The sequence below is a fragment of the Streptomyces sp. NPDC001781 genome, from assembly GCF_053596035.1.
Window position 1 is genome coordinate 117,719 of sequence record NZ_JBSFFI010000005.1, and the last position, 22,723, is coordinate 140,441.

Annotated in this window: 20 protein-coding genes; 15 read left to right on the forward strand and 5 right to left on the reverse strand. The window is 71.6% G+C overall.

The genetic code is table 11. The annotated features are described in order from the left end of the window. The first annotated feature begins 24 nt into the window (after positions 1 to 24). The 9 genes from ftsW to ACWCV3_RS06560 all read left to right on the forward strand — a co-directional run bounded on the left by ftsW (position 25) and on the right by ACWCV3_RS06560 (position 8,635). A complete protein-coding gene (gene ftsW, locus ACWCV3_RS06520) occupies positions 25 to 1,383 on the forward strand; it encodes a putative lipid II flippase FtsW (protein ID WP_451219283.1) in 1,359 nt (452 codons plus the stop codon). A 6-nt stretch (positions 1,384 to 1,389) separates the two neighbouring features. After that, on the forward strand, positions 1,390 to 2,478 hold the full coding sequence (gene murG / locus ACWCV3_RS06525; RefSeq protein WP_031183759.1) for an undecaprenyldiphospho-muramoylpentapeptide beta-N-acetylglucosaminyltransferase: 1,089 nt from the start codon (positions 1,390 to 1,392) through the stop codon (positions 2,476 to 2,478). A 28-nt stretch (positions 2,479 to 2,506) separates the two neighbouring features. Then, positions 2,507 to 3,301 (forward strand): cell division protein FtsQ/DivIB, encoded by a 795-nt coding sequence (locus ACWCV3_RS06530; RefSeq protein ID WP_451219286.1) that lies wholly within the window; start codon positions 2,507 to 2,509, stop codon positions 3,299 to 3,301. Between the two features lie 277 nt (positions 3,302 to 3,578). Continuing rightward, positions 3,579 to 4,796, forward strand: coding sequence for a cell division protein FtsZ (ftsZ, locus tag ACWCV3_RS06535; RefSeq protein ID WP_451219289.1), 1,218 nt, complete (start codon positions 3,579 to 3,581; stop codon positions 4,794 to 4,796). Continuing rightward, on the forward strand, positions 4,793 to 5,521 hold the full coding sequence (gene pgeF, locus ACWCV3_RS06540) for a peptidoglycan editing factor PgeF (RefSeq protein ID WP_451219292.1): 729 nt from the start codon (positions 4,793 to 4,795) through the stop codon (positions 5,519 to 5,521). Before ftsZ ends, pgeF begins: the two co-directional genes overlap by 4 nt. A gap of 6 nt (positions 5,522 to 5,527) precedes the next feature. After that, the gene (locus ACWCV3_RS06545; RefSeq protein ID WP_451219295.1) at positions 5,528 to 6,247 is read left to right on the forward strand and encodes a YggS family pyridoxal phosphate-dependent enzyme; all 720 of its coding nucleotides are present in this window, start codon (positions 5,528 to 5,530) and stop codon (positions 6,245 to 6,247) included. Positions 6,248 to 6,376: 129 nt separating this feature from the next. Then, the gene (gene sepF, locus ACWCV3_RS06550) at positions 6,377 to 7,018 is read left to right on the forward strand and encodes a cell division protein SepF (RefSeq protein ID WP_451219298.1); all 642 of its coding nucleotides are present in this window, start codon (positions 6,377 to 6,379) and stop codon (positions 7,016 to 7,018) included. 50 nt (positions 7,019 to 7,068) lie between these two features. Beyond that, complete coding sequence (locus ACWCV3_RS06555; protein ID WP_451219301.1) at positions 7,069 to 7,359, forward strand: YggT family protein; 291 nt, start codon at positions 7,069 to 7,071, stop codon at positions 7,357 to 7,359. 52 nt (positions 7,360 to 7,411) lie between these two features. Further along, complete coding sequence (locus ACWCV3_RS06560; RefSeq protein ID WP_451219304.1) at positions 7,412 to 8,635, forward strand: DivIVA domain-containing protein; 1,224 nt, start codon at positions 7,412 to 7,414, stop codon at positions 8,633 to 8,635. A gap of 271 nt (positions 8,636 to 8,906) precedes the next feature. Here the strand turns inward: ACWCV3_RS06560 and ileS are convergent, their stop codons facing one another. Further along, complete coding sequence (gene ileS / locus ACWCV3_RS06565; RefSeq protein WP_451219307.1) at positions 8,907 to 12,044, reverse strand: isoleucine--tRNA ligase; 3,138 nt, start codon at positions 12,042 to 12,044, stop codon at positions 8,907 to 8,909. A 748-nt stretch (positions 12,045 to 12,792) separates the two neighbouring features. Here ileS and ACWCV3_RS06570 point away from each other — a divergent pair. The 5 genes from ACWCV3_RS06570 to ACWCV3_RS06590 all read left to right on the forward strand — a co-directional run bounded on the left by ACWCV3_RS06570 (position 12,793) and on the right by ACWCV3_RS06590 (position 17,392). Beyond that, the gene (locus ACWCV3_RS06570) at positions 12,793 to 13,578 is read left to right on the forward strand and encodes a TraR/DksA C4-type zinc finger protein (RefSeq protein ID WP_451219310.1); all 786 of its coding nucleotides are present in this window, start codon (positions 12,793 to 12,795) and stop codon (positions 13,576 to 13,578) included. A gap of 73 nt (positions 13,579 to 13,651) precedes the next feature. Further along, complete coding sequence (gene lspA, locus ACWCV3_RS06575) at positions 13,652 to 14,224, forward strand: signal peptidase II (protein ID WP_451219313.1); 573 nt, start codon at positions 13,652 to 13,654, stop codon at positions 14,222 to 14,224. Positions 14,225 to 14,292: 68 nt separating this feature from the next. Continuing rightward, a complete protein-coding gene (locus tag ACWCV3_RS06580) occupies positions 14,293 to 15,237 on the forward strand; it encodes an RluA family pseudouridine synthase (protein WP_451219316.1) in 945 nt (314 codons plus the stop codon). Next, a complete protein-coding gene (locus ACWCV3_RS06585; protein ID WP_451219318.1) occupies positions 15,234 to 15,710 on the forward strand; it encodes a GNAT family N-acetyltransferase in 477 nt (158 codons plus the stop codon). Before ACWCV3_RS06580 ends, ACWCV3_RS06585 begins: the two co-directional genes overlap by 4 nt. A gap of 95 nt (positions 15,711 to 15,805) precedes the next feature. Further along, entirely contained in the window at positions 15,806 to 17,392 is a 1,587-nt protein-coding gene (locus ACWCV3_RS06590; protein WP_451219321.1) for a Na+/H+ antiporter, read from the forward strand. A 96-nt stretch (positions 17,393 to 17,488) separates the two neighbouring features. On the opposite strand, the gene ACWCV3_RS06595 is transcribed toward ACWCV3_RS06590, so the two are convergent. Then, a complete protein-coding gene (locus tag ACWCV3_RS06595) occupies positions 17,489 to 18,595 on the reverse strand; it encodes a mechanosensitive ion channel family protein (protein WP_451219323.1) in 1,107 nt (368 codons plus the stop codon). A 113-nt stretch (positions 18,596 to 18,708) separates the two neighbouring features. On the opposite strand from ACWCV3_RS06595, the gene ACWCV3_RS06600 reads away from it, so the two are divergent. Next, entirely contained in the window at positions 18,709 to 19,278 is a 570-nt protein-coding gene (locus ACWCV3_RS06600; protein ID WP_451219326.1) for a dienelactone hydrolase family protein, read from the forward strand. 17 nt (positions 19,279 to 19,295) lie between these two features. On the opposite strand, the gene ACWCV3_RS06605 is transcribed toward ACWCV3_RS06600, so the two are convergent. The 3 genes from ACWCV3_RS06605 to ACWCV3_RS06615 form a co-directional block, all read right to left on the reverse strand. Continuing rightward, a complete protein-coding gene (locus ACWCV3_RS06605) occupies positions 19,296 to 20,966 on the reverse strand; it encodes an alkaline phosphatase D family protein (protein WP_451219329.1) in 1,671 nt (556 codons plus the stop codon). A 94-nt stretch (positions 20,967 to 21,060) separates the two neighbouring features. Next, on the reverse strand, positions 21,061 to 21,885 hold the full coding sequence (locus ACWCV3_RS06610; protein ID WP_451219332.1) for a thioredoxin domain-containing protein: 825 nt from the start codon (positions 21,883 to 21,885) through the stop codon (positions 21,061 to 21,063). A gap of 92 nt (positions 21,886 to 21,977) precedes the next feature. After that, complete coding sequence (locus ACWCV3_RS06615) at positions 21,978 to 22,673, reverse strand: hypothetical protein (protein WP_451219335.1); 696 nt, start codon at positions 22,671 to 22,673, stop codon at positions 21,978 to 21,980. Positions 22,674 to 22,723: the final 50 nt, after the last annotated feature.

The window sequence follows — 22,723 nt, forward strand, 5'->3', positions numbered from 1 at the left end:
GGTCGACGTTCAGCGGAGGCCAGGATGCCCGGTAGCCGTACCGGACGGCCGCCCGTACAGCGGGCGGCCCGTCCCGCACCCCCGAGGACAGCGGGCGAGAACCCGCTGCGCCGGCTGCCCGACCGCGCCCGCAGGGCGTGGGACCGGCCGCTGACCGCCTACTACCTGATCCTGGGCGGCAGCATGCTGATCACCGTCCTGGGCCTGGTGATGGTCTACTCGGCCTCCCAGATCACCGCGCTGCAGCTCTCGCTGCCCGGCTCCTTCTTCTTCCGCAAGCAGTTCCTCGCCGCGCTCATCGGCGGCGCGCTGCTCTTCGCCGCCTCCCGGATGCCGGTCAAGCTGCACCGGGCGCTGGCCTACCCGATCCTGGCCGCCGCCGTGTTCTCCATGGCCCTGGTGCAGGTGCCGGGGATAGGGATGTCGGTCAACGGCAACCGGAACTGGATCTCGCTCGGCGGCTCCTTCCAGATCCAGCCCAGTGAGTTCGGCAAGCTCGCCCTGGTGCTGTGGGGCGCCGACCTGATCGCCCGCAAGCAGGACAAGCGGCTGCTGACCCAGTGGAAGCACATGCTGGTCCCGCTCGTCCCGGTCGCCTTCCTGCTGCTCGGCCTGATCATGCTCGGCGGGGACATGGGCACCGCGATCATCCTCACCGCGATCCTCTTCGGCCTGCTCTGGCTGGCCGGCGCCCCGACCCGGCTCTTCGCCGGGGTGCTGTCGGTGGCTGCGCTGATCGGTGTGATCCTCATCAAGACCAGCCCCAACCGGATGGCCAGGCTCGCCTGCATCGGCGCCACCGAACCCAAGGCGGGTGCCGCCGACTGCTGGCAGGCCGTGCACGGCATCTACGCCCTGGCCTCGGGCGGGATCTTCGGTTCCGGGCTGGGCGCCAGCGTGGAGAAATGGGGTCAACTCCCTGAAGCCCACACGGACTTCATCTTCGCCGTCACAGGTGAGGAACTGGGCCTCGCGGGCACGCTGTCGGTACTGGCCCTGTTCGCGGCTCTAGGCTATGCGGGTATCCGCGTGGCCGGACGCACGGAGGACCCCTTCGTGAGGTACGCCGCGGGAGGCGTGACGACGTGGCTCATCGCCCAGGCGGTGATCAACATCGGTGCGGTGCTCGGCCTGCTGCCGATCGCCGGCGTCCCGCTCCCGCTGTTCTCCTACGGAGGGTCCGCCCTGCTGCCGACCATGTTCGCCGTCGGGCTGCTGATCGCGTTCGCGCGTGACGAGCCCGGTGCGCGGGCGGCACTTGCGATGCGGCAACCTCGCTTTGGTAGAAAGCGGTCGGGGGGCTCCCGTGCCGAGCGGGTGCCACGGAGATGGAACACGATGCGACGGCGCGCCTCGGCGGCGCGTCCGTCCGGAGAGCGGTGAATTTCGGTGCATGTCGTACTCGCCGGCGGGGGTACCGCGGGCCACATCGAGCCCGCGCTCGCCCTCGCGGACGCCCTGCGCAGGCAGGACCCCACCGTGGGGATCACGGCCCTGGGCACGGAGCGCGGTCTGGAGACCCGGCTCGTCCCCGAGCGCGGCTACGAGCTGGCGCTGATCCCGGCGGTCCCGCTGCCGCGCAAGCCCACGCCCGAGCTGATCACCGTGCCGGGCCGGCTGCGCGGCACGATCAAGGCCGCCGAGCAGATCCTGGAGCGCACCAAGGCGGACGCGGTGGTCGGCTTCGGCGGCTACGTCGCGCTGCCCGGCTACCTGGCCGCCAAGCGCCTCGGCGTGCCGATCGTGATCCACGAGGCCAACGCCCGCCCCGGCCTGGCCAACAAGATCGGCTCCCGCTACGCGGCCCGGGTCGCGGTGTCCACGCCCGACAGCAAGCTGCGTGACGCACGCTACATCGGCATCCCGCTGCGCCGCTCCATCGCCACCCTGGACCGTGCCGCCGCGCGTCCGGAGGCCCGCGCCCGGTTCGGCCTGGACCCCAACCTGCCCACGCTGCTCGTCTCCGGCGGTTCCCAGGGCGCCCGGCACCTCAACGAGGTCGTCCAGCGGGTCGCGCCCTGGCTCCAGCAGGCCGGCATCCAGATCCTGCACGCGGTCGGCCCGAAGAACGAACTGCCGCAGGTGCAGCAGATGCCGGGGATGCCCCCGTACGTCCCGGTAAGTTATCTGGACCGGATGGACCTCGCGTACGCCGCCGCCGACATGATGCTCTGCCGCGCGGGCGCGATGACCGTCGCCGAACTGACCGCCGTCGGACTCCCGGCCGCCTACGTCCCGCTGCCCATCGGCAACGGCGAACAGCGGCTGAACGCCCAGCCGGTGGTCAAGGCGGGCGGCGGGCTGCTCGTGGACGACGCGGAACTGACGCCGGAATGGGTGCAGCAGAACGTGCTCCCCGTCCTCGCCGACCCGCACCGCCTGTACGAGATGTCCCGCGCCGCCGGTGAGTTCGGCCGCCGGGACGCCGACGACCTGCTCGTCGGCATGGTGTACGAGGCCATCGCCTCCAGCCGTTAGGCACCGCACGACGAAGGGATCAGCGAGCGTGGCCGGTTCGACCACCGCCGAGCGCGGTGAACGCCAGCAGGAGTCGGCCGGCCCGCCGCTCGTCCGGCGATTCAAGCGCCCCCGTCTTCGTGTGATCATCGCATCGGCCGTCGCGCTGGCCCTCTTGGGCGCCGGCACCGTCTGGCTGCTCTACGGCTCCGAGTGGCTGCGCGTACGGCACGTCTCGGTCTCCGGCACCGAGGTGCTCACCCCCGCGGAGGTCCGCGACGCTGCCGCCGTGCCGATCGGCGCTCCGCTGGCCTCCGTCGGCACGGACGCCGTCGAGGCCCGGCTGCGGGGGAAGTTGCGCCGCGTCGACACCGTCGAGGTGTCCCGGTCCTGGCCCGACGGCATCACCCTGAAGGTCACCGAGCGCACCCCGGTGCTGCTGGCCCGCGAGAAGGGCAGGTTCACCGAGATCGATCACGAGGGCGTACGTTTCGCCTCCGTGGGGAAGGCGCCGAAGGGTGTACCGATGCTCGAACTCACCGCTTCCCGCAAGGGATCGGGTGCCGCCAGCCTGCGCCGCTTCGGCAGCGGACGCCTCGTGCGCGAGGCGGTCCGGGTGGCCGGCAGCCTCCCGCCCGCCGTCGCCCGCGACACCGGGACGGTCAAGGTGGGCTCGTTCGACGCCATCACCCTGGAGTTGGACCGCGGGCGCACCGTGGAGTGGGGGAGCGGTGAGCAGGGGCGTGCCAAGGCACGGGCCCTCACAGCTCTCATGAAAGCAGCTCCACGCGCCCGGTACTTCGACGTGAGCGTGCCCACCGCCCCGGCGTCAGCGGGGAGTTGACGCACATCAGCGCAGGCCAGCACCCTGGTTGGGCACTGCTACGGCTGATCACATAGGGTGAAAAGAAAAACGGGAGGTTCGGCGTGTTCGTTGAACGGGCGCCGCTTGTCGACTTAGTGTCCTGTTCAGAAGACTCCAGGGAACAGACACACTGGTAACCCTAAACTTCAGCGTTAGGGTTCGGGTCGGCGTTCGGACCGTCCCAATTCGGCATCCGTCGTCCCGGTCGGGGAACCGCCCGGCGCGACAACGTAATTCGAGGCGAGAGGCCTTCGACGTGGCAGCACCGCAGAACTACCTCGCAGTCATCAAGGTCATCGGTGTCGGCGGCGGTGGTGTCAATGCCATCAACCGGATGATCGAGGTCGGCCTCAAGGGCGTCGAGTTCATCGCCATCAACACCGACGCGCAGGCACTGTTGATGAGCGACGCCGACGTCAAGCTGGACGTCGGCCGTGAACTGACCCGCGGGCTCGGCGCCGGCGCCAACCCGGCCGTCGGCCGCAAGGCCGCCGAGGACCACCGCGAGGAGATCGAGGAGGTCCTCAAGGGGGCCGACATGGTCTTCGTGACCGCCGGCGAGGGCGGCGGCACCGGCACCGGCGGCGCGCCCGTCGTGGCCAACATCGCCCGCTCGCTGGGCGCCCTCACCATCGGCGTGGTCACCCGCCCCTTCACCTTCGAGGGCCGGCGCCGCGCCAACCAGGCCGAGGACGGCATCGCGGAGCTGCGCGAAGAGGTCGACACCCTCATCGTGATCCCCAACGACCGGCTGCTGTCCATCTCGGACCGCCAGGTCTCGGTCCTGGACGCCTTCAAGTCCGCCGACCAGGTCCTGCTCTCCGGTGTCCAGGGCATCACCGACCTGATCACCACCCCCGGTCTGATCAACCTCGACTTCGCCGACGTCAAGTCGGTCATGTCCGAGGCCGGTTCGGCTCTCATGGGCATCGGCTCGGCCCGCGGCGACGACCGCGCCGTGGCCGCCGCCGAGATGGCTATCTCCTCGCCGCTGCTGGAGGCGTCCATCGACGGCGCCCGGGGCGTCCTGCTCTCGATCTCCGGTGGTTCCGACCTCGGCCTGTTCGAGATCAACGAGGCGGCCCAGCTCGTCAGCGAGGCCGCCCACCCCGAGGCCAACATCATCTTCGGCGCGGTCATCGACGACGCCCTCGGCGACGAGGTGCGAGTCACCGTGATCGCGGCCGGCTTCGACGGCGGCCAGCCGCCGGCCCGCCGGGACAACGTCCTCGGCTCGTCCTCGGCCTCCTCCAACTCCTCGGCCCAGCGCCGCGAGGAGCCGGCCCCGCCGCGCCAGCAGCAGGCGGAGAGCCGTCCGACCTTCGGCTCGCTCGGCAGCGTGACGCCGAAGGAGGAGCCGGAGCCGGCCCCCGAGCCCGTGGTCGAGATCCCGGTGGCCCCGCCGGTGCCGCAGTCCCGTACCTACGCGGACAGCGCGGCCGAGGAGCTGGACGTGCCGGACTTCCTGAAGTGATAGGACAGCGCGAGGACGTGAGCGGCGCGCACTTCGCCTTCACCGACAGGTGGGGCGGGGTGAGCGCCGCTCCGTATGCGGAGCTCAATCTCGGCGGCGCGGTCGGCGACGACCCCGGCGCCGTGCGGACCAACCGCGCACGGGCCGCCGCCGCGCTGGGCGTGGACCCGGCGCGGGTGGTCTGGATGAACCAGGTGCACGGCGCCGGGGTCGCGGTCGTGGACGAGCCCTGGGGCGAGCGCCCGGTGCCGGAGGTCGACGCGATCGTCACCGCCCGCCGCCGTCTCGCCCTCGCCGTGCTCACCGCCGACTGCGTACCGGTGCTGCTCGCCGACCCCGTCGCGGGTGTCGTCGCGGCGGCGCACGCGGGACGGCCCGGCATGCTCGCCGGGGTCGTCCCGGCCGCCGTCCGCGCGATGACCGAACTCGGCGCCGAGCCCGGCCGGATCGTCGCCCGTACCGGACCCGCCGTGTGCGGCCGTTGCTACGAGGTGCCGGAGGCGATGCGCGCCGAGTGCGCCGCCGCCGAACCGGCGGTGCACGCCGAGACGAGCTGGGGCACTCCCGCCGTCGACGTCAGCGCCGGAGTGCTGGCCCAGCTGGACCGGCTCGGGGTGCGCGACCGGCAGCAATCCCCGGTGTGCACAAGGGAGTCGGACGATCACTTCTCGTACCGCCGCGACCGCTCCACCGGACGGCTCGCCGGCTATGTGTGGCTGGACTGATGGGGCATGACGGACCGTAGGACCGAACTCACCGACAATCTGGCGAGGGTTGAGGAACGCATCGCCGCCGCATGCGCGGCCGCGGGGCGGGCACGCGAAGAGGTGACCCTGATCGTGGTCACCAAGACATACCCGGCCGACGACGTACGCGTCCTGTCGGAACTGGGAGTGCGCCAGGTCGCGGAGAACCGGGACCAGGACGCGGCACCCAAGCACGCCGAGTGCGCGGATCTGCCCCTGGAATGGCACTTCGTGGGTCAGTTGCAGACCAACAAGGTTCGTTCCGTGGTCGGTTACGCCGATGTCGTGCAGTCCGTCGACCGGGACCGGCTCGTCACCGCACTCTCCAAGGAGGCCGTGCGGGCCGGGCGTGAGATCGGCTGCCTCATCCAGGTCGCCCTGGACGCGGGGGCGAGCGGCCGGGGCGAGCGGGGCGGGATCGCGCCGGCCGGGATCGGGGACCTGGCCGACCTGATCGCCGGCTCGCCCGGGCTGCGGCTGGACGGGCTGATGACCGTCGCGCCGCTCACCGGCGAGTACGCGGGACGCGAACGCGCCGCGTTCGAACGGCTCGTGGATTTGTCGACCGACCTGCGCCGGACCCATCCTGCTGCGACCATGGTGTCCGCAGGGATGAGCGCGGACCTCGAAGAGGCCGTGGCGGCCGGGGCGACACATGTGCGCGTCGGCAGCGCGGTACTCGGAGTCCGTGCCAGGCTCGGGTAACGTCGCCAGGAAGTCGGACCACAGCAGAAAATATGGTCAATGCCCGCCGAAAGCGGGCGCAACGACCGAGTGGATCGCGGGAACTTGGCAGTCGTCACCCGATCCACCACAGAGCGGAGGACTCAGAGCATGGCCGGCGCGATGCGCAAGATGGCGGTCTACCTCGGCCTCGTGGAGGACGATGGGTACGACGGCCGGGGTTTCGACCCCGACGACGACTTCGAGCCCGAACTGGACCCGGAGCCCGAGCGGGACCACCGACGACATGAGCCGACACACCAGCCGCACAGCGCACATGTGTCCCAAAGGGATGAATCGGTGCGAGTGGCGCAGCCTCCGGCGCAACGCGAACCGGTGTCCCATTCCCCGGCGCTGACCGCGGAATCGGGCCGCCCGGCGCGCATCGCGCCCGTGGCGTCCATCACACAAGAACGTCAGTCCCTGGAGAAGAACGCGCCGGTGATCATGCCCAAGGTCGTGTCGGAACGAGAGCCGTACCGCATCACCACCCTGCACCCCCGGACCTACAACGAGGCCCGTACCATCGGGGAACACTTCCGCGAGGGCACTCCGGTGATCATGAATCTGACCGAGATGGACGACACCGACGCGAAGCGACTTGTCGACTTTGCGGCGGGTTTGGTGTTTGGACTTCACGGCAGTATCGAACGGGTGACGCAGAAGGTCTTCCTGTTGTCTCCTGCTAACGTCGATGTCACGGCGGAGGACAAGGCCCGCATCGCAGAGGGCGGGTTCTTCAACCAGAGCTGAAGACGCACCACCGGAAGACGCAGGGAACAGGGGAGAGGGAACCAGCAGCCATGAGCGTGTTCGCGCAGGTGATCTACATCGCGCTGATGGTGTTTCTCGTCGTCCTGATCTTCCGGCTTGTCATGGACTACGTCTTCCAGTTCGCCCGCTCGTGGCAACCCGGCAAGGCGATGGTGGTCGTACTGGAGGCCACCTACACTGTCACCGATCCACCGTTGAAGCTTCTGCGGCGGTTCATCCCGCCGTTGCGGCTCGGGGGCGTGGCACTCGACCTGTCCTTCTTCGTCCTGATGATCATCGTCTACATCCTCATCACCGTGGCGGGGAGCTTCGCGCGATGAGAGTGGACGATACGGTCTTGCCGACTGCCGATGACTACGTTGAGGTGAAGAGATGCCGTTGACCCCCGAGGACGTGCGGAACAAGCAGTTCACGACCGTCCGCCTCCGAGAAGGCTATGACGAGGACGAGGTCGATGCCTTCCTCGACGAGGTCGAAGCCGAACTGACCCGTCTGCTCCGCGAGAACGAGGATCTGCGCGCCAAGCTGGCCGCCGCCACGCGGGCCGCCGCGCAGAACCAGCAGAACATGCGCAAGCCCCCGGAGCAGGGGCAGGACCAGCAGCAGGGCATGCGTGGACCCGGCGCTCCGGTCCCCGCCGGGATATCGGGCCCGCCGCAGCAGCAGATGGGTGGCCCCATGGGTGGCCCGCCCCAGTTGCCGAGCGGTGCCCCGCAGCTCCCCGCCGGTCCCGGCGGACAGGGCGGCCCGCAGGGCCCCGGCCCCATGGGTCAGGGTCAGATGGGTCCCGGTCCGATGGGCCAGGGCCAGGGACAGATGGGCCAGGGCCCGATGGGTCAGGGTCCGATGGGCCAGGGCCCCGGCCCCATGGGTCAGGGTCCCGGTCCGATGGGCCAGGGCCCGATGGGCGGCCAGCCGCCCATGCCCCAGCAGATGGGCGGCCCCATGGGCGGTCCGATGGGCGGCCCCGGCCTGCCCGGCCAGGGTGGCCCCGGCGGCGACAGCGCCGCGCGTGTCCTCTCGCTGGCCCAGCAGACCGCCGACCAGGCGATCGCCGAGGCCCGCTCCGAGGCCAACAAGATCGTCGGTGAGGCCCGCAGCCGCGCCGAGGGTCTGGAGCGCGACGCCCGTGCCAAGGCCGACGCCCTGGAGCGGGACGCCCAGGAGAAGCACCGCGTGGCCATGGGCTCCCTGGAGTCCGCGCGCGCCACGCTGGAGCGCAAGGTCGAGGACCTGCGCGGCTTCGAGCGGGAGTACCGGACGCGTCTGAAGTCGTACCTGGAGTCTCAGCTCCGTCAGCTCGAGACGCAGGCCGACGACTCGCTCGCCCCGCCTCGCACTCCGGCCGCCGCCTCCCTGCCGCCGTCCCCGGCGCCCTCGATGGCTCCGGCCGGCGCGAGCGCCCCGTCCTACGGTGGCGGCAACCAGGGCATGGGTGGCCCCCAGTCGCCCGCCGGACCGTCCTACGGCGGCCAGCAGCAGATGACGCCGGCCATGACCCAGCCGATGGCTCCGGTCCGGCCGCAGGGCCCGTCCCCGATGGGTCAGGCTCCCTCGCCGATGCGCGGGTTCCTGATCGACGAGGACGACAACTGACGGCCCCGCACGGCCTTTAGTACGCCACAGGCGTCGGCAGCGTTCAGGGCGGCCCCCGGACCACGGTCCGGGGGCCGCCCTGTTTTACGCGTGTTGAGAGGGGTTGGAGACCGGGCCGGGGCCGAAGGCGGCCACGCCAGGCACGCCAGGGGTGCGGGGCCGCGGGGGACGACGGCTCCGTCGCGTGAGCCCGGCCGGCCACGACGCGCTCGCAGGCGGAAACAGCGACGGCGGCCACCCGCGGGCGGCCGCCGTCGTGCTGCGCGGAGAGTTACGCCTTGCGCAGACGGAACGTCAGGGACAGCCCCTCGTCCTTGAAGGCCTCCCCGAAGCTCTCATCGCCCTCGCCCTGGGCGAAGTCCGTGGCGAGGACCTCCTCCGCGATGAGCCCGGAGTGCTCGGCCAGCGCCGCCACCACCGCGGGTTCACCCGCCGACCACCGCAGCGAGATCCGGTCGGCCACGTCGAGCCCGCTGTTCTTGCGCGCCTCCTGGATCAGCCGGATGGCGTCCCGCGCGAGCCCCGCCTGCCGCAGCTCCTCGGTGATCTCCAGGTCCAGTGCCACCGTCGCACCGGAGTCGGAGGCCACCGACCACCCCTCACGCGGCGTCTCGGTGATGATCACCTCGTCCGGGGCGAGCGTCACCGTCTCGCCGTCCACCTCGACCGAGGCCGTGCCCTCGCGCAGCGCGAGCGACAGCGCGGCGGCGTCGGCGGCGGCGACCGCCTTGGCCACGTCCTGCACCCGCTTGCCGAACCGCTTGCCCAGCGCCCGGAAGTTGGCCTTGGCGGTGGTGTCCACCAGCGAGCCGCCGACCTCGGACAGCGAGGCCAGGGACTCCACGTTCAGCTCTTCGGTGATCTGCGCGCGCAGCTCGGCGCCGAGGGTGTCGAAGCCCGCCGCGCCGACCAGAGCGCGGGACAGCGGCTGACGCGTCTTCACGCCCGACTCGGCACGCGTGGCGCGGCCCAGCTCCACCAGGCGCCGGACCAGGACCATCCGCTGGGACAGCTCCGGGTCGATCGCCGACAGGTCGGCCTCCGGCCAGCTGGAGAGGTGCACCGACTCCGGGGCGTCCGGGGTGACGGGAACGATCAGGTCCTGCCAGACCCGCTCGGCGATGAACGGGGTGATCGGGGCCATGAGCTGGGTGACCGTCTCGACCACCTCGTGGAGCGTGCGCAGCGCGGCCTTGTCGCCCTGCCAGAACCGGCGGCGCGAACGGCGCACGTACCAGTTGGACAGGTCGTCCACGAACGCGGAGAGCAGCTTGCCGGCGCGCTGGGTGTCGTACGCCTCCAGCGCCCTGGTCACCTGGTCGGTGAGGGCGTGGAGTTCGGACAGCAGCCAGCGGTCCAGCAGCGGGCGGTCGGCCGGGGCCGGGTCCGCCTCGCTGGGGGCCCAGCCGGAGGTGCGGGCGTACAGGGCCTGGAAGGCGACGGTGTTCCAGTAGGTGAGGAGGGTCTTGCGGACGACCTCCTGGATCGTGCCGTGGCCGACCCGGCGGGCCGCCCAGGGGGAGCCGCCGGCCGCCATGAACCAGCGCACCGCGTCCGCGCCGTGCTGGTCCATCAGCGGGATGGGCTCCAGGGTGTTGCCCAGGTGCTTGGACATCTTGCGGCCGTCCTCGGCGAGGATGTGGCCGAGGCACACCACGTTCTCGTAGGAGGACTGGTCGAACACCAGGGTGCCGACGGCCATCAGCGTGTAGAACCAGCCGCGGGTCTGGTCGATCGCCTCGGAGATGAACTGTGCCGGGTACCGGCTCTCGAACAGCTCCTTGTTCTTGTGCGGGTAGCCCCACTGCGCGAACGGCATCGAACCCGAGTCGTACCAGGCGTCGATGACCTCGGGCACGCGTGTGGCGGTGTCGCCGCACTCCGGGCAGGGGAAGGTCACCGCGTCGATGTAGGGGCGGTGCGGGTCCAGCCCGGACTGGTCGGTGCCGGTCAGCTCGCTCAGCTCGGCGCGGGAGCCGACGACCGTGAGGTGGTCGTCGTCGCAGCGCCAGACGGGCAGCGGGGTGCCCCAGTAGCGGTTGCGGGACAGCGCCCAGTCGATGTTGTTGCTCAGCCAGTCGCCGAAGCGGCCGTGCTTGACCGTCTCCGGGAACCAGTTGGTGCCCTCGTTCTCCGCGAGCATCCGGTCCTTGACGGCGGTGGTGCGGATGTACCAGGACGGCTGGGCGTAGTACAGCAGCGCGGTGTGGCAGCGCCAGCAGTGCGGGTAGCTGTGCTCGTAGGGCAGGTGGCGGAAGAGCAGGCCGCGCTCGCCCAGATCCTCGGTGAGCCGCTCGTCGGCCTTCTTGAAGAAGACGCCGCCGACCAGCGGGACGTCCTCCTCGAAGGTGCCGTCGGGGCGGACCGGGTTGATCACCGGCAGGCCGTAGGCACGGCAGACCTTGAGGTCGTCCTCACCGAATGCGGGGGACTGGTGCACCAGACCTGTGCCGTCCTCGGTGGTGACGTACTCCGCGTTGACCACGTAGTGCGCGGGCTCGGGGAACTCCACCAGCTCGAAGGGGCGCTGGTAGGTCCAGCGCTCCATCTCGGCGCCGGTGAAGGACCGGCCGGTGGTCTCCCAGCCCTCACCGAGGGCCTTCTCCACCAGCGGCTCGGCGACGACGACCTTCTCCGTGCCGTCGGTGGCCACGACGTAGGCGACGTCCGGGTGGGCGGCGACGGCCGTGTTGGACACCAGGGTCCACGGGGTCGTCGTCCACACCAGCAGGGACGCCTCGCCGGCCAGCGGACCGGAGGTCAGAGGGAAGCGGACGTAGACGGAGGGGTCGACGACCGTCTCGTAGCCCTGGGCCAGCTCGTGGTCCGACAGGCCGGTGCCGCAGCGGGGGCACCAGGGGGCCACGCGGTGGTCCTGGACCAGCAGGCCCTTGTCGAAGATCTGCTTCAGCGACCACCAGACCGAGTCGATGTACTCGGGGTCCATGGTGCGGTACGGGTCCTCGAGGTCCGTCCAGTACCCCATGCGGGTGGTGAGCTCGGCGAAGGCGTCCGTGTGCCGGGTCACCGACTCGCGGCACCTGGCGTTGAACTCGGCGATGCCGTACGCCTCGATGTCCTTCTTGCCGGAGAAGCTCAGCTCCTTCTCCACGGCCAGCTCGACCGGCAGGCCGTGGCAGTCCCAGCCCGCCTTGCGGCCGACGTGGTAGCCGCGCATGGTGCGGAAGCGGGGGAAGACGTCCTTGAAGACGCGGGCCTCGATGTGGTGGGCGCCCGGCATGCCGTTCGCGGTCGGCGGGCCCTCGTAGAACACCCACTCGGGGCGGCCCTCGGACTGCTCCAGGGTCTTGGCGAAGATCTTCTGGTCGCGCCAGAAGTCGAGCACGGCGTGCTCAAGCGCGGGCAGGTCGACCTGGGCGGGCACCTGGCGGTACGTCGGCGCTGTCATCTGCGGGCATCCTCCAACGGAACTTGCTGCCTTCCGTCGGAGGGACGAGAGCGTTCTTCCTGTTCACGCCGTGTGCGGCGCGCTCCCGCGGTACCACCCTCCTTGGCCCGCCACCGGGGTCCGTCCGGCGGTGAGCCCCCTCATTGGGGTCGCGAAGCCGGTTCTACTCGCCCCGAGCGGGCTTTCCTCCGGCGGCTCCGGGGTGATCTTCACATCGCGCTCGCCACCGGGCTTCCACCGACCCCGGCTCGCTCTTGGCTGCGTTACGACGCTACTCGTCCCCATCCACGCTTCTCGCTCCGCCCAGTGTACGGCGCCGGGCGGACAGCGGCCGACCGCTTTTACGGGCCGGAGGTGTGACCCGAATGGCGGCGGGGGCGGGAGTGACGGGTTAGGGGCCGGGGAGCCGGGCACAACGGATGCAGGTCCGCTGCGCGGGGGCGCGGGGCGGGCGGAGCGGGCGGCGTGCCCCGTTGCCGCGGGACTGAAGTCGATTTATCGTCCCAGCACGATTCGCCTGCAATCTCGCATATGTGAAGGGGTCCCGGCCATGGTGGCGAAGAAGACCTCCGGCGGTTCGGCGGAAAGGGGGATCGGGCGGCCGGCGACGACGGACCAGGCCGCCGGCGCGGGCGCCGCCCGGAACAGAGGCGCAGGCGAGGAGCGCGCGCCCGTCGCGAAGAAGACGACCACGGCCAAGAGGACGTCCGCAGGGCGGGCGGCCGGTGAGAGGACGGGTGGCGAAACGGTGACTCCCAGAAGGACGGCCGCCAAGGCCACCGCCGCCGAGGCGGCCTCCCCGCAGGGCACGACGGCCGGGCGGGCGGCGGCGAAGAAGCCGGCCGTCAGGAAGACCGCCGCCCAGAAGACGGCCTCCGCGACCGCGGCCACGAAGGCGCCCGACAAGAAGCCCGCCGCCCGGAAGACGGCGGGCACGAAGGCGGTCGCAAGGAAGAGCACCACCGGGAAGACCGCGGCCCGGAAGGCGCCCGCGAACAAGACGGTCGCCGGACGGGCGGCCGGTAAGAGCACGGCCGACAAGACGGGAGCCACGAGGGTGGTTGCTGAGAAGACTCCTGGCACGGCCACGGCGGAGGGTGGTGCCCTGCCGGGCACGCGCCTGACCGCCGCGGAACCCGGTGACCTGCCCGTACGTCCCGGCGAGGACCCCTGGACCCCGGAGGAGGCCGCCGAGGCGCGCGCGGAGCTGGCCTCCGAGGTCGACCGGCTCGGCACCGAGATCTCCTCCTCGGAGGCGTCCCTGGTCGGCATGATGCGCGACTCGGCGGACGGTGCCGGCGACGACGAGGCCGACACCGGGAGCAAGAACATCACCCGCGAGCACGAGCTGGCGCTGGCCGCGAACGCGCGCGAGATGCTCAGCCAGACCGAGCGCGCCCTGGAACGGCTGGACGCGGGCACCTACGGCCTGTGCGAGAACTGCGGCAACCCCATCGGCAAGGCCCGCATGCAGGCGTTCCCGCGGGCCACCCTGTGCGTGGAGTGCAAGCAGAAGCAGGAACGGCGCTCCTAGGGTCCGCTCTCCGCTCGTACCGGGGGCGTGCCGTACTCTCTCCTCAGTCAGGCACCTAGGTCGAGGGACTCACGTGACAGAGGCGGAGCGCATCATCGGTACGCCGGACACTCCGGAGGACAGCGGAGAGCGGGCGGGCGCCCCCGCGCCCCGGACCGGGCGCGGCCGCCGGATCGCCGTGCTCTTCGCGGTGGCCGCGCTCGCCTACGCCCTCGACCTCGGCAGCAAGCTGCTGGTGGTGGCGAAGCTCGAGCACCACGCCCCGGTCCAGGTGGCCGGCGACCTGCTGGAACTGCACGCCATCCGCAACCCCGGCGCCGCCTTCGGCTTCGGCGCGGCCTTCACGGTCATCTTCACGGTGATCGCCGCGGCCGTGATCGTGGTGATCGTCCGGCTCTCCCGCAAGCTCTACAGCTTCCCGTGGGCCGTCGCGCTCGGCCTGCTGCTCGGCGGCGCCCTCGGCAACCTCACCGACCGGATCTTCCGCGCCCCCGGCGTCTTCCAGGGCGAGGTCGTCGACTTCATCGCGCCCCGCGGCTTCGCCGTGTTCAACCTGGCGGACTCCGCCATCGTGTGCGGCGGCATCCTGATCGTGCTGCTCTCCTTCCGCGGCCTGGACCCGGACGGCACCGTCCACAAGGACTGACGGGCCTCCCGCGCCGGTTTTCCACAGGCTCGGTCGGGGCCCTCCGGGCCGTCCGTCATACTCGACGGGTGAGCACGTTTCCCGAGATCCGAACCCTGCCCGTGCCCGACGGCCTGGAGGGCGAGCGCGTCGACGCCGCCATCTCCCGGATGTTCGGCTTCTCCCGCACGAAGGCGGCCGAGCTGGCCGCGGCCGGCAAGGTCCAGGTCGACGGCGCGGTGGTCGGCAAGTCCGAGCGCGTGCACGGCGGCGCCTGGCTGGAGGTGGAGATGCCCCAGGCCCCGGCCCCGGTGCAGATCGTCGCCGAGCCGGTCGAGGGCATGGAGATCGTGTACGACGACGACGACGTGGTCGTGATCGTCAAGCCCGTCGGCGTGGCCGCGCACCCCTCGCCGGGCTGGACCGGCACCACCGTCATCGGCGGCCTCGCCGCCGCCGGGTACCGGATCTCCACCTCGGGCGCCGCCGAGCGCCAGGGGATCGTGCACCGGCTGGACGTGGGCACCTCCGGCCTGATGGTGGTCGCCAAGTCCGAGCGGGCCTACACCTCGCTCAAGCGCCAGTTCAAGGAGCGCACGGTCGACAAGCGCTACCACACCCTGGTCCAGGGCCACCCGGACCCGACGAGCGGCACGATCGACGCCCCCATCGGCCGCCACCCCCAGCACGACTACAAGTGGGCCGTCACCGCCGAGGGCAAGCCCTCCGTCACGCACTACGACCTCATCGAGGCGTTCCGCTCCGCGTCGTTGCTGGACGTGAAGCTGGAGACCGGCCGCACCCACCAGATCCGCGTCCACATGGCCGCCCACCGCCACCCCTGCGTCGGCGACCTCACCTACGGCGCCGACCCCACGCTCGCCAAGCGCCTCAAGCTGGAGCGCCAGTGGCTGCACGCGGTCCGGCTCGGCTTCGAGCACCCGGCGGACGGCCAGTGGGTCGAGTTCGAGAGCGACTACCCCGAGGACCTCAGCCACGCCCTCGACCGGGTCCGCGAGGAGACGTACGCGTGAGCACCGCCTACCGCGTCCGGGTCGCCGGGGACCCCGCGGACCGCGAGGCGTGCTTCGCGGTCCGCAAGGAGGTCTTCGTCGGCGAGCAGGGCGTGCCGCAGGACATCGAGTACGACGCCTACGACGCCACCGCCCTGCACGTGCTGGCCATCGGCGCGGACGGGGTACCGCTCGGCACCGGCCGGCTGCTGTACGGAGAGGCGGCCGCGGGCAGGACCGGCCAGGACGCCTCGGTGGGCTCGCTGGGCCGGCTCGCGGTCACCCGGCGGGCGCGCGGCCTCGGCGTCGGAGCGGCCCTGGTGCGGGCCATCGAGGAAGCGGCACGGGACCTCGGCCTCACCGCCGTCGACCTGCACGCCCAGACCCAGGCCCTCGGTTTCTACGAGCGCCTCGGCTACACCGCGTACGGTCCCGAGTTCCAGGACGCCGGGATCGCGCACCGGGCGATGCGCCGCCCCGTGGGCCCCGCGTAGGCCCGCCCTGCGAGGGCGGGCCGTTGACCGGGCTTCTCCGGCCGGCGTGGCAGGCTGGAGACCTGCGATGATCGTTTACCTCCGGAGCGCGCTACGTGGATCAGTTGGCCCTGTTGTTCGTGATCCTGCTGGCCGCTCTGGTGAGCGTGCCGGTGGGCGAGTACTTCAACCTCCCCGCGCCGGTGCTGATGACGGTGTTCGGCGGGGTGCTCGCCGTCCTGCCCTTCGTCCCCAACGTCGACATCCCGCCCGACCTGATCCTGCCCGCCCTGCTGCCGCCCCTGCTCTACGCCGCCGTACGGCGCACCTCCTGGCGGCAGTTCACGGCGAACGTCCGGCCGATCCTCCTGCTGGCCGTCGCCCTGGTCTTCGTGACCATGATCTGCGTGGCCGCGGTCGCGCACGTCATAGTGCCGGGCCTGCCGGTCGCCGCCGCCGTCGCGCTGGGCGCGCTGATCGCCCCGCCGGATCCGGTCGCCGCGACCGCCGTCGCCGGTCAACTGGGCCTGCCGCGCCGTCTGGTGTCCATCCTGGAGGGCGAGGGGCTGTTCAACGACGTCACCGCGATCGTGCTCTACCACGTGGCCATCGCCGCCGCGATCAGCGGTGAGTTCTCCCCCTGGGAGGCCGGGCTCGACCTGGTGCTCTCCGCGGTCGTCGCCGTCGTCATCGGCCTCGCCCTGGGCTGGGGCGCCAACAAGCTGATGTCCCTGCTGGGCGACGCCACCCTCCAGATCGGCCTCTCCCTGCTGGTGCCCTACGCCTCCTACGTGCTCGCCGAGGAACTGCACGGTTCGGGTGTGCTCGCCGTGCTCACCACCGCCCTGTTCCTCTCCGAGTACGCCTCCGACGCCGACGACGTGATGACCCGGCTGGCCGGGCACACCTTCTGGAACATCATCGACACCCTCGTCACCGGCGTCGCCTTCGGGCTGATCGGCCTCGAACTGCACAACGCCGTCCGCACCGCCTCCGGCCGCTGGGGCGAGCTGCTCGGCTGGGCCGCGGTGGTCGCCGCCGTGGTGGTCCTGGTCCGCCTCCTGTGGCTGCTCCCGGCGACCTGGCTGACCAAACGGCTGCACGCCCGGCGGGACATCGACGAGGAGATCCCCGTCGGCTGGCGCGAGACCGTGGTGATGTGGTGGTCCGGCATGCGCGGGGTGGCCTCGGTCGCGCTGGCCCTCGCCATCCCGCTCACCACCGAGGACGGCAAGCCCTTCCCGGACCGGGACATCATCGTCTTCATCGCCTTCGGGGTGATCATCGCCACCCTGGTGCTCCAGGGACTCACCCTGCCCTCGCTCGTGCGCAGGCTCGGGGTGCGGTCCGACTCCGAGCGGGAGAAGGACTTCGAGAAGGATCTGGCCGTCCGCGCCACCAAGGCCGCCCGGCGCAAGCTGCGGGAGATCGAGCAGGTCGAGGACCTCCCCGAGGAGCTGTCCGAGCAGATGCTGCGCCGCGCCTACGACATCGGCATCCGCATCAGCCCCGACATGGGCGAGGAGGAGCGCCGCGAGGCCCACCAGAAGCGGGCCCGGCGCCTGAAGCGGGTGCGGCAGATCCAGTCCGAGATGATGAGCGCCGCCCGCCACGAGGTGCTCGCGGCCCGCAGCGAGCCGGGGGCGGACCCGGAGATCGTGGACCGGGTGCTGCGCCACCTCGACGTACGCAGCCTGCGCTGAGCCCCCCGGCTGCTTCCGTCAGCCGGGGGACTCCCGGTCGGATCAGGCCGGGCTCGCGGGGTCCGGCCTGATCCACCGGGGATGACGGGACAGCCCTCAGACCCGGCCGGTGCGCGGGAAGTCGTACGCCTTGCGCAGGGTGGACCGGTCGGGGGAGGGGATCTGGTGCGGGGCCTTGACCGCGTCGGAGGTGTTGACGCGGGGGAGCGCGTACGGGTGCTCGGCGGAGAGCCAGGCGATGAGCTGCTCGCGGACCGTGACCCGGACCGTCCAGATGTCGTCCGCGTCCTTCGCGGTGACCAGGGCGCGCACCTCGATGGTGTTCGGGGTCGTGTCGGTCACCACCAGGCCGTAGGCGCGGCCGTCCCAGGCGGCGCAGTGGCGCAGGATGTCGCGGAGCTTCTCCCGCATCGCCTCCACCGGTGCGCTGTGGTCCAGGTACCAGAAGACGGTGCCGGTCATCTGCGGGGTGCCGCGCGACCAGTTCTCGAAGGGGCGCGAGGTGAAGTAGGAGACCGGCATGGTGATCCGGCGCTCGTCCCAGGTCCGTACCGTCAGGAAGGTCAGGGTGATCTCCTCGACGGTGCCCCACTCGCCGTCCACCACCACGGTGTCGCCGATGCGCACCATGTCGCCGAAGGCGATCTGCAGTCCGGCGAACAGGTTGGACAGTGTCGACTGGGCCGCGACACCGGCCACGATGCCGAGGATGCCGGCCGAGGCCAGCAGGGAGGCACCGGCCGCGCGCATCTCCGGGAACGTCAGCAGCATCGCCCCCACCGCGACCACCCCGACGGTGGCGGACACCACCCGCATGATCAGCGTGACCTGGGTGCGTACCCGGCGCACCCGCGCGGCGTCGCGGTGTACGCGCGCGTAGCGGCTGTACGAGGTCTCCACGACGGCGCCCGCGATGCCGATGACGAGCCAGGCGGTCGAGCCGATGAGCACCAGGGTCATGGTCTGCCCGATGCCGACCCGGTGGCCGCGCAGCCACGGCACCTGGGCGTAGGAGCCTCTGAGCAGGGCGGCGAGCAGGACGAGCTGGTAGGGGATGCGGCAACGGCGCAGCAGGCCCCACAGCGGGGTCTCGCCGTGCCGTTCGTCGGCCTTGCGCAGCAGCAGATCGGTGGCCCAGCCGAGCAGCACGGTGAGCGCGACGGCACCGCCGACCACGGCGAGGGGCCGGATGACGTTCTCCATGAGGGGGAACGTAACCGCGTGGCGGCGGCATGAACCTGTGTGTTCGGTCTCGCACGGGGTAGACGGGCCGCGCCGGTAACGCCCTGACCTGGAGCGGCTGGCACCATGGGGGCATGAACATCATGCTCTTCCACTCGGCCTACGGCCTCACCCCCGCGGTGCGCGACGCGGCGGACCGGCTGCGCGCGGCCGGGCACGAGGTGTGGACGCCGGACCTCTTCGAGGGCCGCACCTTCGACTCGGTCGAGCAAGGCATGGAGTACCGGAGTTCCGTCGGCAAGGACGAGCTGCTCAAGCGGGCCGTGCTGGCCGTCGCTCCCTACTCCGACCGCGGGCTCGTCTACTCGGGGTTCTCGATGGGCGCCTCGGTCGCGCAGACCCTGGCCCTCGGCGACGACAAGGCGCGCGGGCTGCTGCTCCTGCAGGGCACCTCGGACATCGCGCCGAACGCCGTCGCGGACGACCTGCCGGTGCAGCTGCACGTGGCCGAGCCGGACCAGTTCGAGACGGACGACTGGCTGAGCGCCTGGTATCTCCAGATGGGCCGCACCGGCGCGGACGTGGAGGTCTACCGCTACCCCGGCGCCGGCCACCTCTACATGGACCGCGACCTGCCCGACCACGACGCCGAGGCCGCCGAGGCCACCTGGCGGGTGGCGCTCGGCTTCCTCGAGAGCCTCTAGCCGGCCCGCGAGCGGAGCTACACCGGCGTGTAGCTCCGCTCGACCCTCTGCGTCCCGCTGCGGGTGCGGTACGACCGCGCCCACGCCGCCGTGGCGCCCGGGTTCGCCCGGTCGGAGATCACGTAGTAGTCCATCTGCGCCCGCTCGGCGGTGATGTCGAGCACGCCGTAGCCGTGGCGGTCGGTGTCGACCCAGTGGACGTGCCGGTTGGCGGCCTTGATGACCGGTGCCGCGACGGCGGAGACGGTGCCTTCGTGGACCTTGACGATGTCGTCGAGGTTGTCCGAGGTGAGCGAGGTGACCACGAACTCGGTGGCCGCCGACGGCGACAGCGGGTAGGTGCCCGCGTCGTAGGGCACGTCGTTGGCCCACGCCATGTGGATGTCACCGGTGAGGAAGACGGTGTTGCCGATGGCGTCGGCCTTGAGGTGGGCCAGGAGCTCGCGCCGGTCGTCGGTGTAGCCGTCCCACTGGTCGGTGTTCACCGCGATGCCCTCCCGCGGCAGCCCGAGCAGCTCGGCCAGCGGCCGGAGCAGATCGGCGGAGAGCGCGCCCACCGCGAACGGCGAGATCATCACCGAGTTGCCGACCAGCCGCCACTTGGTGTCCGATGCCGTCAACCCGGCCTTCAGCCAGTCCAGTTGGGCCCGGCCGGTGAGCGTGCGGTCCGGGTCGTCCACCGAGCCGGAGGCGATCGCGGCCTGCTGGGAGCGGAACGAGCGCAGGTCCAGCAGGGACAGGTCGGCCAGCTTGCCGAAGCGCAGCCTGCGGTAGGTGGTGCCCGCGACGGCCGGGCGGACCGGCATCCACTCGAAGTACGCCTGCTTCGCCGCAGCCTGACGGGCCGCCCACGCGCCCTCGGCGCCCTCGGTGTGGTTGGCCGCGCCGCCCGACCAGGCGTTGTCCGCGAACTCGTGGTCGTCCCAGATGGCGATGACCGGCGCGGCCAGGTGCAGCGCCTGGAGGTCGGGGTCGGTCTTGTAGGTGGCGTGCCGTATCCGGTAGTCGGCCAGGGTGAGGATCTCGTGCGCGGGGGAGTGCGGGCGCACCACGGTGCCGCGGGTGCCGTACTCGCCGGTGCCGTACTCGTAGATGTAGTCGCCCAGGTGCAGCCACGCGTCGAGGTCGCCGCGGGCCGCGAGGTGGCGGTAGGGGCTGAAGTAGCCGGCCTCCCAGTTGGCGCAGGAGACCACGCCGAAGCGCAGGCCGGGGACGGCGGCGTCGGGGGCGGGCGCGGTGCGGGTGCGGGCCACGGGGGACTCGTCACCGCCGCTGGTGAAGCGGAACCAGTAGTCGGTACCCGGCTTGAGGCCCCGGATGTCGGCCTTCACGGTGTGGTCGGTGGCCGCCGTGGCGGTCATCGAGCCGGTGGCCACGACATCGGTGAACGCCTTGTCACGGGCGACGGCCCAGCCGACCTCGGTGTCCGGGCCGGCCCCGGAGCCGGGCAGCGCCTCGGGCACGGGGGTCACCCGCGTCCAGAGCAGGACGCCGTCGGGCAGCGGGTCGCCGGACGCGACGCCGTGCCGGAAGACGGGGGTCTGAGTGGCGGCGCGGGCCGGGAGCGCGGCGGCGAGCGGCCCGGCCAGGACGGCGCCGGCCGCCGCGGCCTTGACGACCGTACGGCGGCTGGGAGCGGGGGTGTTGCGGGCCGGTACGGCCCCGACGGATCTCTGAGGACTGGTCACGGCCGATCAGGTTACTGATCAGTATGCAGAAAGAGCGGGCGAACCCCGAAAGTTCGCCCGCTCTTCACGCGGTACCCGGCGGCGCGGCCGGGGCTCAGCCCTTGAGGGCCTTGGTGATCGCGGTGACGTACTCGGCCTGCGTCATCGGCGCGTTCTGGCCGTCGGAGCCGGTGACCTTCTTGCCGTCCATCAGCAGCGTCGGCGTGCCCTGGAAGTCGTACTTCTTGCCGTCCGTGTTGAACTTCTCGCTCATCACCAGCGCCCACTTGTCGTAGGTGCCGTCCTTCAGGGCCTTCTGGAAGGCCGCGTTCCCCTTCAGCGCGGGCACGGTGTCCGCCACCTTGATCAGGTAGGCGTCGCTCTTGAACTTGTCGTCCTGCTCGTCGGGGTGGTACTTCGCCGAGTACAGCGCCGCCTTGTACTCGAGGAACGCCTCCGGGTCGACGTTCAGGGCCGCGCCGAGCGCGCTGAGCGCGTTCTTGGAGCCCTCACCCGGGATGTTGTTGTCGATGAAGGTCGCGCCGACGTACTGCATCCTGTACTTGCCGTCCGCGACGTCCTTGTCCACGGTGGCACCGGCCGCCTGCTCGAACGAGGCGCAGACCGGGCAGCGCGGGTCCTCGTACATGGTGAGGGTCTTCTTCGCGGTGTCCTTGCCGATGACGACCGTCGTGCCGTCCTTGCCCGTGGTGTGGGCGGGCTTGACCAGGGGGGCCTTCTCGGCCGCCTCCCAGCCGCTCGGCTTGTTGTTCTGGACGACCGCGTAACCTATGCCGCCCGCGGCGGCGAGCACCGCCACGACCGACAGGCCGACGATCGCCTGCCGCTTCACCTTGTCCCGCTTGGCCTGGCGCTCGCGCTCCTCGCGCAGCCGCTCACGTGCCGCAGTCTTCGCCGCCTGGGTGTTCCGCTTGCTCATGTTCGTGATCTCCATAGGGGACGCGCACATGCCGTACGCCATGTACGTGTGCGCGGGATGTATGTGGGGAGCGGGGTCGTGCCCGGTGTCGCTCAGGGATGGGCGAGCGCGAGGGAGCACGGCGGTCCGCGCCGTCCCAGGGAGTACGCGAGGAGCAGGGCGGTCCGCGCGGCGGCCGGACGCGGCGCCGGCCGGGGCGTGCGGCGGACCGGGGCCGGCCGGACCGTGCCGGCGGCGACCGCCAGCAGCAGCGGCCGGAACGTGGTCACGGCGACCGCCCGCACCAGCGCGGCCAGGGCCCGCTCGCCCCGGCGCAGCCAGGCGGCGGCCAGCAGCCCCACCCCGACGTGCGCGGCGAGCAGCAGCCAGGAGGCCGCCGGATCGGTGTGCGCGAGCAGCGCGCCCGCGCGGTCCGGGCCGCCGGGCACGTGGGCGGCCAGCGGGCCGCCCACGGCACCGCCCCGGCACAGCAGGTCCAGGCCCACCGCGTGCAGCGGGCCGGTCACCGGGCCGCCGGCCCGGCCGTAGCAGGCGTGCTGGCCGGTCGTGAACACGGTGTCGGCGGCCAGCTCCAGCGGGATCAGCAGGGCCGCGATGGGGCCGAAGCCGCGCTCCCGGCCCGCCAGCGCGTAGGCGGCGGTGAACACCGCGGCCGCGACCGCGAGGACGGTCGCCGCCGGCAGCGGGGACCGGGACAGCAGCACGTGCGACGCGGTGCTGAGCGTCACGGTGAAGGCCGTGAACAGCGCCGCGCGCACGGCTCTGAGCTGAATCCCGGATATGTCCATGGCGAGAGGAGAGTGTGTCACGGACCGCTGTGAGACACCCGTAAAGGGGG